Origin of the sequence: Streptomyces sp. NBC_00038 (genome assembly GCF_026343635.1) — a bacterium.
Classification (GTDB): domain Bacteria; phylum Actinomycetota; class Actinomycetes; order Streptomycetales; family Streptomycetaceae; genus Streptomyces.
This window is the reverse complement of the sequence record NZ_JAPELQ010000001.1, coordinates 1883670-1900736: the sequence shown is the minus strand read 5'-3', so window position 1 is coordinate 1900736 and position 17067 is coordinate 1883670. Positions and strand designations below refer to the sequence as shown.

Genomic DNA, 17067 nt, shown 5'->3' with positions numbered 1-17067 from the left:
CATGGCCAATTTGGGGAAGGTGGACTGGGAATCATGACTCAGTGGACTTCGGCGGTGGGTGCCGCTCAGCTCGCCCGGCTCCTCAACTCCCAGCAGGAGCGCCCCGCGGGGCCCGGCACCCGTCGCCCGCCCGCCTATCGCGCGCTCGCCGACGGCATCCGGCTGCTGGTGCTCGAAGGACGGGTGCCGGTCGCCGCGCGGCTGCCCGCCGAGCGGGAACTCGCGCTGTCCCTGTCCGTCAGTCGTACGACGGTCGCCGCGGCCTACGAGGCGCTGCGGTCCGAAGGGTTCCTGGAGTCCCGCCGCGGAGCGGGCAGCTGGACCGCCGTGCCCGCGGGGAACCCGCTGCCCGCGCGCGGCCTTGAGCCGCTGCCGCCCGAGGCACTCGGATCCATGATCGACCTCGGCTGCGCGGCGCTGCCCGCGCCCGAGCCCTGGCTCACCCGGGCCGTCCAGGGCGCCCTGGAGGAGCTGCCGCCCTACGCGCACACCCACGGCGACTACCCCGCCGGACTGCCCGCGCTGCGCTCGATGCTCGCCGAGCGGTACACCGCGCGCGGGATACCGACCATGCCCGAGCAGATCATGGTGACCACCGGGGCGATGGGAGCGATCGACGCGATCTGTCATCTCTTCGCCGGGCGCGGTGAACGGATCGCCGTCGAGTCGCCCTCGTACGCCAACATCCTTCAGCTGATGCGCGAGGCCGGGGCCCGGCTGGTGCCCGTCGCCATGGCAGAGGGGCTCGCCGGGTGGGACATGGACCGCTGGCGGCAGGTCCTGCGGGACTCGGCTCCCCGGCTCGCGTACGTCGTCGCCGACTTCCACAACCCGACGGGCGCCCTTGCCGACGAGGACCAGCGGCGGGTGCTGGTGGACGCGGCCCGGTCCGCGGGCACCGTGCTCGTCGTGGACGAGACGATGAGCGAACTGCACCTGGACGACGGGGTGCACATGCCCCGCCCCGTGAGCAGCTTCGACCCCGCCGGGTCGACCGTCATCACGGTCGGGTCCGCCAGCAAAGCCTTCTGGGCCGGGATGCGCATCGGCTGGGTGCGGGCCGCTCCCGATGTGATCCGCAGCCTGGTCGCCGCGCGCGCGTACGCCGACCTGGGCACGCCCGTACTGGAGCAGCTGGCCGTGAACTGGCTGCTCAGCACCGGGGGCTGGGAGCAGGCCGTGGAGATCCGGCGGACGCAGGCCCGGGAGAACCGGGACGACCTGGTCGCCGCGGTGCGGCGGGAGCTGCCCGAGTGGGAGTTCTCGGTGCCGCGGGGCGGGCTCACCTTGTGGGTGCGGACCGGAGGGCTGTCGGGGTCGCGGCTGGCCGAGATGGGGGAGCGGGTGGGGGTCCGCGTGCCGTCCGGGCCACGGTTCGGGGTGGACGGCGCCTTCGAGGGGTATGTGCGGTTGCCGTTCACCGTGGGGGGCGCGGTGGCCGAGGAGGCGGCGGTGCGGCTGGCTGCGGCGGCGCGGTTGGTGGAGACGGGGGGAAGTGCGGGGAGTGAGACGCCTCGGACGTTTGTGGCTTAGCGGAGGGCTTTTTCGCCCCCTCCGCCCCTGCCCGTCCCGTATCTGGGGGCTCCGCCCCCAGACCCCCGTATCGCGCTGACGCGCTCGTCCTCAAACGCCGGACGGGCTGATCTCCGCCTCTGCCGGAGTCGTGCGCTCCGGGAGGAGGTCCAGGACCGCCCGGCGATGGGTGTCGCTGGTCGCGTCGTCGTACGGGTCCGGGGTCGCCGGGACCTGGAGGCGGAGGACGGGCCCGGTGCCCAGGCGGGCGTAACCGCGGCCGGGAGGTACCTCGCGGGTGGGAGTGGTGTGCGGGGGCGCGCCCAGGACTGCTTCCAGCTGGGCGGAGGACGCGGGACCGAGCACCACGCGCGCGCGGGTGTGCTGGCGGACGGCGTCGCTGAGGGAGTCCAGGCTGTCGAAGTGCTCGGCCACGACGACCGTGACACCGGCCGCGCGGCCATGGCGCAGGGGGACCTGCAGGAGTGACTGGGGGTCGTTGCGGCCGTCGACGGCGGCGAAGTGGCCCAGCGCGCTCGGGCGGTCCAGCAGGATCCACAGCGGGTGCTTGGTGTCGTCCGGCGCGGACTGGCCGGCCTGACGGGCGCGGTTCGCGGCGATGAGGCGCCGTTCCGTCTCGTGAGCGGCCCACTCCAGGCTCGCGAGCGCCCCGGCGAGCCCGCACTCGACGGCCAGCACACCCTCGCGGCCGGTCAGGCAGGCGTACTCACCGGTGCCCGCGCCCTCGACGATCACGACGTCGCCGTACTGGAGGCACTGCAGGGCGATCGAGCGCAGGAGCGTGGTGCTGCCGCTGCCGGGCTCGCCCGCGACCAGCAGATGCGGCTCCGTGGAGCGGACCCCCGTGCGCCAGACGACCGGGGGAACGTCACGCTGTTCCTCGCCGTAGGTGAGGGGGAGCGTGCGCTGCACGTCGGCGGGGTCGGTGAAGCCGAGGACCGTCTCGCCGGGTGCGGTCACGAACCGCTGGGCGGCGATGTCGGTGGGGAGCGGCGGAAGGACTGTGATCTTCAGCTCGTTGCCCTCCTCGTCCCACTCGAAGTGGTACTCGCGGCCGCGGCCGGACTTGGCGTGCAGGAGCTGCTCGATCCGGGCGCGGGACTCCGCCTCGCCGTCGGTGAAGTACGCCGGGTAGCGGAGGAGGAGCCGGGACACACGTCCGTCCTCGTCGAAGTCGTACGAGGAGAAGGCCTTCTCCCAGTCGCCGCCGTGGGCGTAGAGAGGGGTGGGGTCCTCGGTCGCGGAGAAGTACGGGACGAGGGCCTCGTACAGCGACTGGAGGCGCTGGGTCTGCGACTCGTCGGGGCCTGTCGGCTCCGGGGCGGTGCGTTCGCGGCCCGCCCAGGCTGCCGCCGCCATCAGCGTGATGACGGCGAGCAGCGGTCCGTACGGCACCAGTGCCACGACCAGGATCACCGAGGCCACCAGGAACAGCAGGGGCCCGCGCCGGTCCTTGGGCGTGGCGGCCCACTTGCGCCGTCCGGCACCTGCCAGCCGACGCAGTCCACGAGTGATCGTGATCAGCGGGTGGAGGACGTCGGTGGCGCTGTCGGCTGCCGTCCGGGCCAGATCCCGGCTCCGGGCGATCTGTGCGCTGCCGTTGCTCAGAATGCGGGGGAGAGGGCGCCGGGCCACTGCTGTCTCCTGATGGTGCGTACGAGAGGGAGGGACGTCAGAACTTGATCCCGCCGAGGAGGCCCGCAAGGCTCTCCCCGCCGGCCTTGATGCTCGGAGCGATGGCCGTGCTCGCCAGGTAGAACCCGAACAGCGCGGCCACAAAGGCATGCGACCCCTTGAGCCCGTCCTTCTTGAAGAAGAGGAAGACGATGATGCCGAGGAGGACGACGCCTGAGATGGACAGAATCATTTGAGCTCTCCTGGTTCGTGGGGACAGTCACCATGAGTTCTTCCAGGATCACAGCATGTATCCATACGATAAAAGGTGCAACTGAGTGAATTTCCGCTGATTTCACCCGAGTGGCGGACCCATTTGGGCCGCCTGAACAGGTCTGTTCCGTCCGGCAAGTCCGTTGTGATCCTTGCCGCAGGCCGTGCCGGTCATGTGCCGCCGGAGCCAGTACCCTGGCGATTCACCCGAACGGTTGCAGTGAGAGGCGGTCCGGCCGATGAGTGAAGCCCCCGACCCCGAGGTCGTGGAGCTGGCGACCAAGATCTTCGATCTGGCGCGCCGTGGCGAGACCGAGGCGCTCGTGGCGTACGTCGACGCCGGCGTTCCCGCCAACCTCACCAACGACCGTGGCGACTCGCTCGTGATGCTCGCCGCCTACCACGGCCATGCCGAGGCCGTACGCGCCCTGCTGGAGCGCGGTGCCGAGGCGGACCGCATCAACGACCGGGGTCAGACGCCGCTCGCCGGTGCTGTCTTCAAGGGCGAGGAAGCCGTGATCCGGGTGCTCCTGGACAGTGGCGCCGATCCGGCCGCGGGCACCCCCTCGGCCGTCGACACGGCGCGCATGTTCGCCAAGGCCGAGCTGCTCGAGTTGTTCGGTGCACGATGACTTAGATGCTCTGACCAGGCGAAACGCAAAAAACGGGGGAGGCGGTGCGGGGGCGCCGGAAATGCGGTCGCGGCGGGAAGAACCGCTGGGTCATCATGACGTCGTGATTCACGGACGTGATGGCTGGGCAGGTGTTGCCGCACCGCGCGGGCCGTGATGCGGCCCGCATGGGCCACCTACGAGAGGCAGAGGAAGATGGTCTTCAGCAAGCAAGAAACGGCGGGCGCTCCGACGTGTTGTCACGCGGCCAGGTAATGCAGGATCCCGGTTGCGTCGACGCTTGATGTGAGGCTGTTTCCCATGTTCGATCCGGTCATAGCGCCCAGCGGTACGCTGCTCGGTCTGCTCCAGAGGGGCCGCGGCGACGGCACGCTGCACGCGCTCACCGCACCGCGCGCCGAAGCGCTCGCGGCGCTCAACCACTGTGTGCTGAGCGACCCCCGCCACGACTGGCAGGTGGAGAACCGCTCGCTCTACTACGCCCGGCTCTACCTCGATCTGAGCGGTGAGCTCGACGAGATCGAGCGGCACCTCTTCGACGTCGAGGACGTCCTCGACGACTGCGAGTCACGCACCGGGCTCACCCTCGCGGTGCTCGGGCACCTCGCCTCGTACGGCAGGCGGGACGCGCTCGAACTGCTGCGCAAGTACGCCGCGTCCGGCGCCAACTGGGCCTGGGCTCTCGACGAGCTGGCCCTGCGCGACGACGACGCGGGCCTGCGCGCCCTGGCCGCACCCGTACTGGCCCGTTTCCCGGCCGACGCGGAGGGCGAGGCCGCACTCGCGGCCACCGTGCGCGACGCCTTCGAGCCACGGCCCTGGCGGCTGTGGGCCGACGATCCGCGCCAATCCATCGCCACGCGCGTGCGTGCGGCCCAGGAGCAGGGCTCCTTCGACCGCTGGCAGCGCCAGATGCGACCGTCCGGGCCCCGCCCGGGATGGAGCGTGCAGGCCGTCTTCGAGTGGGCCCAACAGGGCATCGAACGCGGAGCCGCGCTCCATGTCCCCGCGGCCCGCTGCCTCAGTGCCGTCGCGGGCCCCGAGGACCGGCCCGAGATCGTCGAGGCCGCCCGTGGCGGTGACGACGGAGCCCGCTGCACCGCCTTGCGCTATCTCGCCGACAGCAACGATCCCGACGCCCTCGACCTGATCGAGGGCGCGGCGGCCACCGGTTCGGCGGCCGCGGCCGAGGCCGCCGTCGAGGCCTTCGAACGGATGCGCAGTGTCGCCGCAGTCGAACGGGCGAGGAACTGGGCCCACCGGCCCGACTCCCTGGGGGCCGCCGCGGGCAGGATGCTCGCCTGCCGGGGCGGTACGCAGGACAGCGAACTGGTCCTGGGCGCGCTGCGCGAGGCCGTACGGGGTGAGGGCCCCGACGCGCCGACGCTGTGGACCCTCGTCGACGGGGCCGGGCGGCTCGGCATCATCTGCGCCGCACCCGTCCTGCGACATGTGTACCGCGAGACCGCCTCGTCCCATCTGCGCGGGCGCGCCGCCCGCGCACTCGCCGCCACCGATCCCTCCTTCCCCGCCGGCTTCGCCGTCGAGTGCCTGTGGGACTGCGAGGAGTCCACCCGCGAGGTCGCCGCACGGCACGCCGAGACCGGTGATGCACGTGTTGTCGATCAGTTGCGCCGGCTGGCGGCAGATCCAGCCGAAGAGGCGGAAGTACAGACCGCGGTACGGAGCAGAATCGGGCCGGACATGCCCGCCGTATGAACGTTCGGTGACCCGGGAGTCAGGAAGTCATGGACGTGGGCTGACCTGGACGGGTGCGGAGCGCAACGCTCATGGGACGTTCCCCGTACGGAAAGATCCACGTTGACGCGGGCACGTCCAGCGGGGCGACAACACGAGTATGCGTGTCGTCATCGTGACCGAATCCTTTCCCCCCGATGTGAACGGCGTGGCCCACTGCGCGCTTCAGACCGCCCGGCACCTCGTCGATCGCGGTCACGTTCCCCTCGTCGTCGCCCCGGCCACCGCCGCCGGGAGCGGGCCCGACGCCACCGCGCCGTGCCCTGTCGTCCGTATCCCCTCCATTCCGCTCCCGGGCTACCCCCAGGTCCGCGTCGCTCTCCCCAGCCGACGCGTCGCTGCGGCGATCACCGAACACCGCGCCGACATCGTCCACCTGGCCAGCCCCTTCATCCTCGGCGTCCGCGGTATGGCCGCGGCCGCGCGGCTCGGCATCCCCGCCGTCGCCGTCTACCAGACCGACCTGGCCGGATACGCCCGTACGTACGTGGGCGCCGGCGAAGCCACCGCGTGGCGGCGCATTCGCTCCGTGCACGCCGCCGCCGACCGGACGCTCGCTCCGTCCAGCGTGGCCCTGCACGACCTGGAGGCACACGGTGTGCCCCGGGTACGGTTGTGGGCGCGTGGCGTGGACACCGTCCGCTTCCGTCCCGACCGCCGGGACGAGGCGATGCGCCGCGAGCTGGCGCCCAACGGCGAGCTGATCGTCGGCTATGTCGGCCGGCTCGCCCCCGAGAAGCAGGTCGAACTGCTCGCCGGGGTCTGCGGCCTGGACGGCGTCCGCGTCGTGATCGTCGGGGACGGGCCGAGCCAGACCAGCCTCACCGAACAGTTGCCCGGCGCCGTCTTCCTCGGCCGTCGCACGGGTGACGAACTCGCCCGGATCTTCGCCTCGCTGGACGTCTTCGCGCACACCGGCCCCTTCGAGACCTTCTGCCAGACCGTGCAGGAGGCCATGGCCAGCGGGGTGCCCGTCGTCGCGCCGGCCGCGGGCGGACCGCTCGACCTGGTGGCCCACGGGCGTACCGGGCTGCTGGTGCCGCCGCGCGACGCCGCCGCCGTGCGCGACGCGGTGTGGTCCCTGGCCGGGGATCCGGCGCTGCGGGCCGCGTACGGCGCCGCCGCGCGGGACATGGTCGAGGGCCGCACCTGGGCCGCCGTCGGCGATCAGCTCATAGGGCACTACAGCGATGTGCTCTCCGCACGGACGGTGGTGGCGGCATGAGCCTGCGCATCGTAAGGCTCGCGAACTTCGTCGCCCCCGCATCCGGCGGCCTGCGCACCGCGCTGCGGGAGCTGGGCACCGGCTACCGGGCCGCGGGACACGAGCCGGTGCTCATCGTCCCCGGTGAGCGCGCCACGGACCGTGAGACCGAACAGGGGCGCGTCATCACGCTGCCCGGGCCGGTGCTGCCCGGCACCGGCGGCTACCGCGTGCTCACCGACAAGCGGCGGGTCGCCCGGCTCCTGGAGTCGCTCGCACCCGACCGCCTGGAGGTCTCCGACCGGACCACCCTGCGCTGGACCGGTGTCTGGGCACGGCGGGCCCGGGTGCCCGCCGTGATGGTCTCCCACGAGACCGCCGACGGGGTGCTGCGGACCTGGGGGCTCCCCGAGGGGATGGCCCGGCGCACCGCCGACGCCCTCAACGTGCGTACGGCACACACCTATTCACGTGTCGTGTGCACCACGGAATTCGCCGAGCGCGAGTTCGTCCGGATCGGCGCCCGCAATGTCGTACGTGCCCCGCTTGGCGTCGATCTGGAGGGGCGGGACCCCTCGCTGCGGGATCCCGCGGTGCGTGCCCGCTACGCACGCGCGGATCAGGCCCTGCTCGTGATGTGCTCCAGGCTGTCCGTCGAGAAGCGGCCCGGTACGGCGCTGGACGGTCTTGAGGCGCTGCTGCGGCGCGGACAGCGTGCGGTCCTCGTCGTCGCCGGGGACGGACCGCTGCGGGCCCGGCTCGAACAGCGCGCCCGGGAGCGGAGGTTGCCCGTCACCTTCCTCGGACACCTCGCGGACCGCGCCGCGCTCGGTGCGCTCCAGGCCTCCGCCGACGTCTGCCTGGCCCCCGGGCCCGCCGAGACGTTCGGGCTCGCCGCCCTGGAGGCGATGGCCTGCGGTACGCCCGTGGTGGCCAGCTCGCTGTCCGCTCTTCCGGAGGTCATCGGGTCCGCCGGGGCCACCGCCGCGGACAGCGGGGACTCCTTCGCGGACGCGGTGCGGCTGCTCCTCGGGCGTCCCGAGGGTGCGCGCAGGGAGGCCGCACGCGCGCGTGCCGAGTGTTTCGGATGGGGCACCGCCGTCGAGGGCTTCCTCGCCGCGCACGACGCGGTGGTCGAGGTGCGGCCGCGCCTTCAGGAGGGCGTGGGATGAGACCGCTTCGTTTCGTCGCCCTCGGGGACTCGCTCACGGAAGGGGTGGGCGATCCCGTCGGGGAGGTATGGCGGGGGTGGGCCGCACTGCTCGCGCAGGGGCTCGCCCCGGCGGACGCGCCCGTGGAGTTCATCAACCTGGCGGTGAGCGGCGCCCAGACGCGTGACGTGCTGGAGCGCCAGACGCCGGAGGCGATGGCGCTCGGCCCTGACGTGGTCTCCATCGTCATAGGCGTCAACGACACCCTGCGGTACACCTTCGACATCCACTCCGTGGCGGCCCGTCTCGACAAGGTGTACGCGGCGTTCCGGGCTCAGGGAGCGGTGGTGATGACGGCCTGCCTGCCGGATCCCGGCTACATGCTCGGGCTGCCGGGTGCCCTGGCGCGGCCGCTGGCCCGGCGGCAGCGGGCTGTCAACGCGGTGGTGCACGCGCTGTCCGAGCGGTACGGGGCGCTGCATCTGCATGCCGCGGAGGAGGACTGGCTGAAGGACCGCGCGATGTGGAGCGCGGACAAACTGCATCCGGGGGAGCAGGGGCACCGGGCGCTCGCGCTCCGGTTCCACGCGCTGCTCGCCGAGCAGGGCATCGCCACCGGTGTCCAGCCTTCGGCCGAACCCGAGTTTCCCGTGCCCACGCGGTCGGCGAGCCTCTGGTGGCTGGCCACCGCCGGGACCGGTTGGGTCGCCAGGCGGTGCACCGATCTGCTGCCGCAGCTGCTCACTCTCGCCGCCGCCGAAGTACGCCACAAGGCGCGCGGCACCAGCGCACGCCTCGACCTGAGCGCCTCGCACGCCGTGTCCGCCGCGCTGGCCGCCCTGTCGGTGAGCGAACAACAGCCGGATGCGGTATGACCGTTGAGCCTTACCCAGGGCCGCCGCTTCACCGCCGTCGTACGGCCACGAAGCGGGCCGGCGTGCCGGGGACGGCCTGAGCGGCCGCCGGGAGATCGGCCGGGCGGACGACAGCGATCACCGGGTACCCGCCGGTGGTCGGGTGGTCGGCCAGGAAGACGACCGGTCTGCCGTCGGGCGGTACCTGGACGGCACCCAGGACCATGCCCTCACTGGGGAGTTCGCCGGAAACGGCCCTCTCCAGTGAGGGCCCTTCCGTCCGCAGGCCGATGCGGTTGCTCGCCGAGGACACCCGGTAGGGGCGGGTGGTCAGGGTGCGCAGGGCTGCGGCCGTGAACCAGTCGTCACGCGGGCCGGGCGTCACCCGCAGCACCAGCTCGGACGGCGGCGCGGGCTGCGGAACCACGTCCACGCGCGCGTGCAGGGCGCCGGGGCGTCCCAGGGGCAGCACCGTGCCGTCCGTGAGAGGCGGGGGGCCCAGGCCGGAGAGAAGGTCCGTGGAGCGGCTGCCGAGGACCGGATCCACGGCGACTCCGCCGGAGACGGCCACATAGCTGCGCAGTCCCGCGCGCGCGGGACCCACGTCGAGGAGCGCGCCGGCCGGTACGCGTACCGGCGCTCCCCAGGGCGCGGGGCGCCCGTCCACGGTGACCGGGCAGGGCGCGCCCGCCACCGCCACGGTGACGGATGAACGAGGGCGCAGGGCACACCCGTTGACCGTCGTCTCCAGGACGGCCGCTTCGGGGGAGTTCCCGACGAGACGGTTGGCCAGCGCCGCCGCGGGCCCGTCGAGCGCGCCGGAGCGCGGTACCCCGAGGTGGGCGTGGCCGGGGCGGCCCTGATCCTGGACGGTGGTCAGGGCTCCGGCACGTACGACGGAAAGCGCCCGGTCGGTCATGAGCGCCCCGTCGGTACGAAACGGACCCGGGTACCCGGAGCCAACAACGCGGCCGGCACGCGCGCGTGGTCCCACAGCACCACGTCCGTCGTCCCGATCAACTGCCAGCCGCCCGGCGAGGAGCGCGGGTACACGCCGGTGTACGGGCCCGCGAGCGCAACCGAACCGGCCGGAACCGTCGTACGCGGAGTCGCCCTGCGGGGAACGTCGTACCCGGAGGGCAGCCCCGTCAGATAGCCGAAGCCGGGCGCGAACCCGCAGAAGGCGACGCGGAATTCGGCCGCCGCGTGGATCTCCGGCACCTCCTGCTCGGGCACCCCCCACAGGGCCGCGACGTCCGCCAGGTCGGGACCGTCGTACCGTACGGGGATCTCGATCGCCTGCTCCGCGCGCGTGGGCAGTGCCGGGATGTCCCAGGAGGCGAGACGGGCCGCCATGCGCGCGGGGTCGTCCAGGCCGTCCAGGAGGACCGTACGGGCCGCGGGGACGATCTCTGCGACCGAGAAGGAGCCGTCCGCGCGGCGGCGCAGCAGTTCGGCGTGCAGGGCCTGGGCCTCGTCGCCCGAGGAGACCTCGATGAGCAGGGCGCGGTCACCGACCGGCAGGGCCCTCATGCGAACGCCTCCACACGGACGCCCGCGGACTCGAGTCCCGCACGGACCCGGCGGGCCATGTCCACCGCGCCCGGGGTGTCCCCGTGCAGACACAGGGAGCGGGCGCGGACCGGGATGCGCTCCCCGGAGTGCGAGGTCATGACGCCGAAGCGGGCCAGGCCGAGGGAGCGTTCGAGGACTGCGTCGGAGTCCGTGATCACCGCGCCGTCCTGGGAACGTGGCACCAGGGTGCCCTCCTCGGTGTAGGCGCGGTCCGCGAACGCCTCGGTGACGGTGGGCAGTCCCGCCCGCTCGGCGAGCTTCAGGAAGCGGGAGGACGGGAGACCGAGGACGGGCAGGGAGGCGTCCGCGAGCAGTACGCCGTCGACGACCGCCCCCGCCTGCTCCTCGTCGTGCACGACGCGGTTGTAGAGCGCGCCGTGCGGCTTCACGTACGACACGCGTGACCCCGCCGCACGTGCGAAGACCTCCAGGGCGCCGATCTGGTAGGCCACTTCGGCCGTCAGCTCGGCGGGTGGCACATCCATCGCGCGACGCCCGAAACCCGCCAGGTCGCGGTAGGAGACCTGGGCGCCGATCCGTACACCGCGCTCGGCCGCCAGCTCGCAGACCCGCCGCATGGTGGCCGCGTCCCCGGCGTGGAAACCGCAGGCCACATTGGCGCTGGTGACGACGGACAGCAGCTGTTCGTCGTCGGTGAGGCGCCAGCGGCCGAAGCCCTCGCCCAGGTCGGCGTTGAGATCGATCGGTGTCATGAGGTGCCGTCTCTCCTGTTCAGGCCACGCGGTACTGCTCGTCACGGGTGTCCGTGACGAGCATCTGGCCGGGTGCGTGGGTGATGGCGAAGGGCGGGCGCGATGCCATCACGGCCGCCTGGGGTGTCACTCCGCAGGCCCAGAACACCGGGATGTCGCCGGGTTCGGCGTCCACCCGGTCGCCGAAGTCGGGACGCGCGAGATCCCCGATGCCAAGACCCGACGGCTCACCGCAGTGCACCGGGCTCCCGTGCACGGCGGGCAGCAGACTGCTCTCCCGGATCGCCGCCGCCAGGTGCTCGGGCGGGACCGGGCGCATCGACACCACCATCGGGCCGTGCAGCCGCCCGGCCGGACGGCACTGGCGGCCCGTCACGTACATCGAGACGTTGCGGCCCTGTTCGATGTGGCGCATCGGGACGCCCGCCTCGCTCAGCGCCCACTCGAAGGTGAAGCTGCACCCGATGAGGAACGAGACCAGGTCGCCGCGCCAGTGGTCGATCACGTCCGTGGGTTCGGCCACCAACTCGCCGTGTTCCCACACCCGGTAGCGCGGCAGATCGGTGCGCAGGTCCCCGCCCTCGGCGAGCGGAGTGGTCCAGGAACCGGCGTCGGTGACGTCGAGGACCGGGCAGGGCTTCGGGTTGCGCTGACAGAACAGCAGCATGTCGTACGCCCAGTCGGCGGGCACCGAGATCAGGTTCGCCTGGGTGTGGCCCGCGGCGACTCCGGCGGTGGGACCCGACACGCCCGAACGGAACGTGGCACGCGCCTTCTTGGGGGTCCACGCGTGCGCGTGGCCGTCGCGGAGGCTCAACGGGCGGTCCTGGGTGGTGCGGTCGGCTGAGATCACAGGGGTCATGGAGGTCACAGGAGTTCCTTCCCACGGGTCTCGGGGAGTCCGATCAGCGCCACGGCCGCGAGGGCGTACCCGATCGCGCCGAAGACCAGCGCCCCGCCCACGCCCCAACTGTCGGCCAGGAAGCCGACCGTGGTGGGGAACGCGGCGCCCACGGCGCGCCCGGTGTTGTACGTGAAGCCCTGCCCCGTGCCACGTACCGCCGTCGGGTACAGCTCGCTGAGGAAGGAGCCGAAACCGCTGAAGATGGCCGACATGCAGAAGCCGAGCGGGAAACCGAGCACAAGGAGAAGGGTGTTGGCGCCGCTCGGGATGTTGGCGTACGCGAGGATGCACAGCGCCGAGAGGATCGCGAAGAGCAGGATGTTGCGCTTGCGGCCCAGTTTGTCGGTGAGATAGCCGCCGGTGAGATAGCCGAGGAAGGCTCCGGAGATCAGGAACGTGAGGTAGCCGCCGGTGCCGACGACGGACAGTCCGCGCTCCGTCTTGAGGTAGGTGGGCACCCAGGTGGCCAGCGTGTAGTAGCCGCCCTGGACACCGGTGGACAGCAGGACCGCGAAGAACGTGGTGCGCAGGAGGCCGGGATTGCCGGCCGTGGCGGGCTTGAAGATCGCCGCGAACGAGCCCTTCTGGGTGCTCTTCTCGCGTACGGCGGCAGCCTCCGGGGCGTCCTGCACCCGGCGCCGCACCCAGACGACGAGCAGTGCGGGCAGCGCGCCGGTCCAGAACATCACGCGCCAGGCGAGGTCGTCCTCGAGGAACTGGAACACCAGCGTGTAGACGACCACGGCCAGTCCCCAGCCGACGGCCCAGGAACTCTGGACCGCGCCGAGCGTACGGCCGCGGTGCTTGGGGCTCGCGTACTCGGCGACCAGGATCGCGCCGACCGCCCACTCACCGCCGAAACCGAGCCCCTGAAGGGCGCGGAAAACCAGCAGGGTCTCGTAGTTGGGCGCGAAACCGCAGGCCACGGTGAACACCGCGTACGTGATCACGGTGATCATCAGGGCCTTGACGCGCCCGATCCGGTCGGCGACCACACCCGCCAGGGCGCCGCCGACCGCCGAGACGACCAGCGTGACGGTGGTGAACAGGCCGGTCTGGCCGCTGTCCAGGCCGAAGTACGCGGCCAGCGCGACCATGCTCAGCGGCAGTGTGAAGTAGTCGTAGGAGTCGAGGCCGTAGCCGCCGAACGCGCCGGCGAAGGCGCGCCGGCCGCGCGGACCGAGAGCGTGCAGCCAGGCGAACGGGCCGTCCTGGGGGGTGAGTTCAGCCGCCTCGGAGCGGTCTTCGGCGGTCAGGGCCTGGGGTGGAGGGGTCGTGCTCATGGGCACCTCGCAGTGAGGGACGGAGGGTGCTTTGGACTGAGCCGTGCCGTGCGGGAAGTGCGCGGCGCCGAATTTCGGCGGCCGTTTTCGCGGCCATGCGATTGACGCCTGACCGACAAGGTAGAGGATCGTTGAACGATCCCTCAATACCCATGTTGTTTCGTTCTTGTATCTGCGATTGAATTCCGGGCATGGCAGAGCTGACGGGACTGGCCGACGATCGCGCCCTGCTGGGTCGCACGAGCACTGCCGAGCGGGTCTCGGACATCCTCAGGAGCCGTATCGCGGAGGGGTACTTCCCGCCCGGCACCCGGCTGTCCGAGGACAGCATCGGCGGGGCGCTCGGCGTCTCGCGGAACACGCTGCGTGAGGCGTTCCGGCTGCTCACGCACGAGCGGCTGCTCGTCCACGAGCTCAATCGCGGGGTCTTCGTGCGGGTCCTGACCGTCGAGGACGTCGAGGACATCTACCGCACACGCTCTCTCGTGGAGTGCGCCGTGGTCCGGGGGCTCGGTGAGCCGCCGTACGCCGTGGACGGCCTCGCGACGGCTGTGGCGAACGGGCGGCGGGCTGCGGGCGAAGGTGACTGGACGGGCGTCTCGACGGCCAACATCCACTTCCACCGGGAGCTCGTCGCGCTCGCCGGGAGCGCCCGCACCGACGAGCTGATGCGCAGCGTCTTCGCCGAACTGCGCCTCGCGTTCCACGTGGTGGACGACCCGCGGCGGCTGCACGAGCCGTACCTCGTGCGCAACCGCGAGATCCTCCAGACCCTCCAGAAGGGCGACCGGGACGGCGCCGAGCGGCTGCTCGCGGTCTATCTCGACGACTCGCTCAAGGGACTTGTGGCGGTGTACGGGCGGCGGGTGGCCGACGGGGCGCAGGGGACGGGCTGAGCAGCAGGGGGACGAATGCGGCGGCCGCTGTGACGGGCGGTCGCTTCTGGGTCGTTTCGACCGTTGTCAGACCGAGGACCTAGTCTGTGCACCGTGACTTCGCCTGCATCGACGGACCGTGTTCCGCCCCAGCTCAGCGCGGGGCCGCGCCCCGCACCGGGCCCGGCCGCCGACGAGGGTCTGGCGCGGCGGCTGCGCGCGCTCGCCTGCACCGCGCCGCTGCACGACCTCGACGTACGCAAGGCGAATCTCGCGGGTGAGTACTCGGTCTACGGGATGGCTGAGGTGGCCCTCGCCGCCATCGACCTCGTCACACTGAACATGGACTTCGACACGGGCGCCGACCACGACCAGATAGTGGCCCGCCTCATCCCGCGCATCGCCGCCCAGGCCCCGCAGCGGCCCGTCGCCGAGCACGAGCGCGTGGCCCGCTGGGTCCTGGAGAACCTGATCAACGTCGGCAGCGTCGACCGCGGCTTCCGGGCCGTATACGGCACGTTCGCGCCCGACGGCTCCTATGTACGCCGCGACTACGACTTCAAGCTGATCGAGGAGGTGCCCGGATACGGGGGGAGTGTGTATCTCCGTACGACGGATGAAGCGGTCAATGTGCTCGTCGGCGCCCTCGACACCGACGTCACCAGTGCGCAGATCGCCGCCGAGGTCAAGCTAGAGGTGCTGATCAGCCGCGGCCGGCTCGCCGACGCGCAGCTCGCCGCGGAGCAGGCCAGGTACCGGACCGTGCAGTTCGCCGAGACGCTGCGCAGGGCTCTGGACGCGACCCGCCGCAATGTGCGGGCCGTGGACTGGCTCGAGGCCGTGCCCGACATGATCGCGGAGGCCCTCGACCACGTCGCCGACCGGTACCGCCACGAGAACGCGATCCTCACCAACATCCGCAAGGCCCGCGACGAGTCCGAGGACCCCGAGCAGAAGCGCCGTGCGGCGGAGCTGGTCGACATCGTCAAGGACTGCATCCGCAGGCATACGCAGCTGCAGTCTCGGCTCCTGGAGGCCGGGCCGCTGTTCCGTGCCGAGCAGGACCGGCAGGCCTTCGCCACGCCCATGACCACTTCGGGGATCGATCTCTACGGGCACCTCGTCGCACCCGTGCTGCCGCTCCCCCTGGAGCAGGCGCTGCGGGTGACGGACGCGTTCTTCGCCCGCGGGACGGGGCTGCGTACGCCCGTGTCGGTACGTGTCGGGGACCTTGTCGACATACTCCTTGCGCCTCCCATGGAGCGGGAGCACCTGGGCGCCGAGATGCCCGAACCCGACCTGATCGCCACGCCGGACGACAGCCGGTTCAGCGAGGAGCAGCTCGCCAGTGCCATGGAGCTGCTCGACCTACCCGCGGATGCGCCGCGGCGGCTGTCCGGGCTGCTTGCCGATGCCCGGCGGCGGGACCCTGAACTGCCTTACCTCGTCGCCCTGTTGGCCGTGCACGCTGCCAGTCCACCCGTCGGCACGGCTTATCGGCAAGGTGAGCAGAAGCTGTTGTTCGCTGTGGACGACGGGACCGAGCTGGACGATCCGGAGTTCGGCGGGGCGGATCTCATCGTTGGCATGGCTTTGCTGGATGCGGTGGGGATGGCAGCGGGCAGATCGGAGGCGGCGTGATCTGTGGCTCGTCCTTTGGCCGCGGGCCGGCTGTGGCTGATCGCGCCCACGCGGCGGAGCCGCATATGTCACAGCCCCGCGCCCCTTACGTACCTGCCCTCGCCCTCGTTTGTCAGACCAAGGAGTTTCACCCGTGACCGAGCACGTCGAGTGGAGTGAGCCGGAGGCCGCTGCCGTACCGGCCAACGCGCCCATCACGCCCGCCGACGCCGCCGATGCCGCGCGGCTCGTCGCTTTCGGGCTGCAGCCCAAGCTTCAGCCCGCGCGCGACCAGGAGTACGCGGAGCTGCTGCGGCGGTACCGCGAGGATCCGCCTTTCGCGCGGCTCGCGGACGCCGTGGCCGCCGGGCTCGGGCTGGTCGTCCTGGAGGTGTCCCCGCGCGCGGGGATGGCCGTGACCGCCGCCGAGGACTCCGTGTTCGCCGTCCGCATGGGCGACTACGCGCGCCGGACGTCGGCCGACTCGGGGGACCGCTTCCTGCACGGGCTTGCACATCTCGCCGTCGCCGCCATGGCGTTTCCCCGTCCCGAGGACCTCGCGGACGACGGGTACATCGGGCGCGTCTCGGTCAACGGGGTCGACGCGTTCGTACGGCAGGCCTGCCGGCGCCTGGAGGAGCGGGCCGAGGAGGAGGGCCGCAACACCGACCCGGCGACGGAATCGCCGGGCCTGGAGGCGGCCTGGCGGATCTGGGCCCGGCGCAGCTCCACCGGGGCCACCAAGGACGCGCGAAGACTCGCAGGATCCACCACCGGAATCGTCGGCAAGGCCGTCGCCTTCCTCACCGACTCCGGGTTTCTGCAGCGCACCGGGGACGACTCCGGTGGGACGTACCGGACGACTGCCCGTTATCAGCTCCAGGTCCGTGACATGGCCGGAAGCGCCGCTATGGCCGAGCTCCTTGAGCTGGGCATCGTTCCGGTGACCGACGGCACCGCGAGTCTGCTGCCCGCCGAGGACACCGAGGACGTGGAGCTGGCGGCCGGCGCCGGACTCCCCTTCCACTCCTGACCCGGCGATCAGCCGTCCGACCGCCTCAACTCCCCTCACGACTAC

The 17067-nt window shown here is 71.9% G+C and carries 16 protein-coding genes; 9 read left to right on the top strand and 7 right to left on the bottom strand.

All coding sequences use genetic code 11. From position 1 onward, the window contains the following. Positions 1–33 precede the first annotated feature (33 nt). Positions 34–1533 carry a PLP-dependent aminotransferase family protein gene (locus OG219_RS08805; protein WP_266824620.1) on the top strand — a complete coding sequence of 500 codons (1500 nt, stop codon included), beginning with the start codon at positions 34–36 and terminating at the stop codon, positions 1531–1533. 90 nt (positions 1534–1623) lie between these two features. Here OG219_RS08805 and OG219_RS08800 read toward each other — a convergent pair whose 3' ends face one another. Together OG219_RS08800 and OG219_RS08795 are read right to left on the bottom strand one after the other, a co-directional pair. Further along, positions 1624–3168 carry a hypothetical protein gene (locus tag OG219_RS08800; protein ID WP_266824616.1) on the bottom strand — a complete coding sequence of 515 codons (1545 nt, stop codon included), beginning with the start codon at positions 3166–3168 and terminating at the stop codon, positions 1624–1626. A 37-nt stretch (positions 3169–3205) separates the two neighbouring features. Then, positions 3206–3400 (bottom strand): hypothetical protein, encoded by a 195-nt coding sequence (locus OG219_RS08795; protein WP_266824614.1) that lies wholly within the window; start codon positions 3398–3400, stop codon positions 3206–3208. A 259-nt stretch (positions 3401–3659) separates the two neighbouring features. Here OG219_RS08795 and OG219_RS08790 point away from each other — a divergent pair, with 259 nt between their 5' ends. From OG219_RS08790 to OG219_RS08770, 5 genes are all read left to right on the top strand, one after another. Continuing rightward, a complete protein-coding gene (locus tag OG219_RS08790; RefSeq protein ID WP_266824611.1) occupies positions 3660–4052 on the top strand; it encodes an ankyrin repeat domain-containing protein in 393 nt (130 codons plus the stop codon). Positions 4053–4352: 300 nt separating this feature from the next. Next, positions 4353–5771, top strand: coding sequence for a HEAT repeat domain-containing protein (locus OG219_RS08785; protein ID WP_266824608.1), 1419 nt, complete (start codon positions 4353–4355; stop codon positions 5769–5771). Positions 5772–5910: 139 nt separating this feature from the next. Beyond that, the gene (locus OG219_RS08780; protein ID WP_266824604.1) at positions 5911–7035 is read left to right on the top strand and encodes a glycosyltransferase family 1 protein; all 1125 of its coding nucleotides are present in this window, start codon (positions 5911–5913) and stop codon (positions 7033–7035) included. Further along, a complete protein-coding gene (locus OG219_RS08775) occupies positions 7032–8186 on the top strand; it encodes a glycosyltransferase (RefSeq protein WP_266824602.1) in 1155 nt (384 codons plus the stop codon). The genes OG219_RS08780 and OG219_RS08775 overlap by 4 nt, the downstream gene beginning before the upstream one ends. Beyond that, the gene (locus tag OG219_RS08770) at positions 8183–9040 is read left to right on the top strand and encodes an SGNH/GDSL hydrolase family protein (RefSeq protein ID WP_266824600.1); all 858 of its coding nucleotides are present in this window, start codon (positions 8183–8185) and stop codon (positions 9038–9040) included. Before OG219_RS08775 ends, OG219_RS08770 begins: the two co-directional genes overlap by 4 nt. 28 nt (positions 9041–9068) lie before the next feature. Here the strand turns inward: OG219_RS08770 and OG219_RS08765 are convergent, their stop codons facing one another. Genes OG219_RS08765 through OG219_RS08745 form a run of 5 tightly spaced genes read right to left on the bottom strand, consistent with a single transcriptional unit; the run spans position 9069 to position 13494 of the window. Next, positions 9069–9938 (bottom strand): biotin-dependent carboxyltransferase family protein, encoded by an 870-nt coding sequence (locus OG219_RS08765; protein ID WP_266824598.1) that lies wholly within the window; start codon positions 9936–9938, stop codon positions 9069–9071. Further along, positions 9935–10552: an allophanate hydrolase subunit 1 gene (locus tag OG219_RS08760; RefSeq protein ID WP_266824596.1), complete on the bottom strand. Its 618-nt coding sequence runs from the start codon at positions 10550–10552 to the stop codon at positions 9935–9937. The genes OG219_RS08765 and OG219_RS08760 overlap by 4 nt, the downstream gene beginning before the upstream one ends. Then, complete coding sequence (locus tag OG219_RS08755; RefSeq protein WP_266824594.1) at positions 10549–11307, bottom strand: LamB/YcsF family protein; 759 nt, start codon at positions 11305–11307, stop codon at positions 10549–10551. Before OG219_RS08755 ends, OG219_RS08760 begins: the two co-directional genes overlap by 4 nt. Positions 11308–11326: 19 nt before the next feature. Further along, positions 11327–12169 carry a putative hydro-lyase gene (locus OG219_RS08750; protein ID WP_266824592.1) on the bottom strand — a complete coding sequence of 281 codons (843 nt, stop codon included), beginning with the start codon at positions 12167–12169 and terminating at the stop codon, positions 11327–11329. A gap of 5 nt (positions 12170–12174) precedes the next feature. Continuing rightward, positions 12175–13494, bottom strand: a complete 1320-nt coding sequence (locus tag OG219_RS08745) for an MFS transporter (protein ID WP_266824590.1) — start codon at positions 13492–13494, stop codon at positions 12175–12177. Positions 13495–13685: 191 nt separating this feature from the next. On the opposite strand from OG219_RS08745, the gene OG219_RS08740 reads away from it, so the two are divergent. From OG219_RS08740 to OG219_RS08730, 3 genes are all read left to right on the top strand, one after another. After that, complete coding sequence (locus OG219_RS08740; protein ID WP_266824588.1) at positions 13686–14390, top strand: GntR family transcriptional regulator; 705 nt, start codon at positions 13686–13688, stop codon at positions 14388–14390. 93 nt (positions 14391–14483) lie between these two features. Next, positions 14484–16010 (top strand): hypothetical protein, encoded by a 1527-nt coding sequence (locus OG219_RS08735; protein ID WP_266824586.1) that lies wholly within the window; start codon positions 14484–14486, stop codon positions 16008–16010. Positions 16011–16143: 133 nt separating this feature from the next. Then, complete coding sequence (locus tag OG219_RS08730; protein WP_266824584.1) at positions 16144–17022, top strand: hypothetical protein; 879 nt, start codon at positions 16144–16146, stop codon at positions 17020–17022. Positions 17023–17067 lie beyond the last annotated feature (45 nt).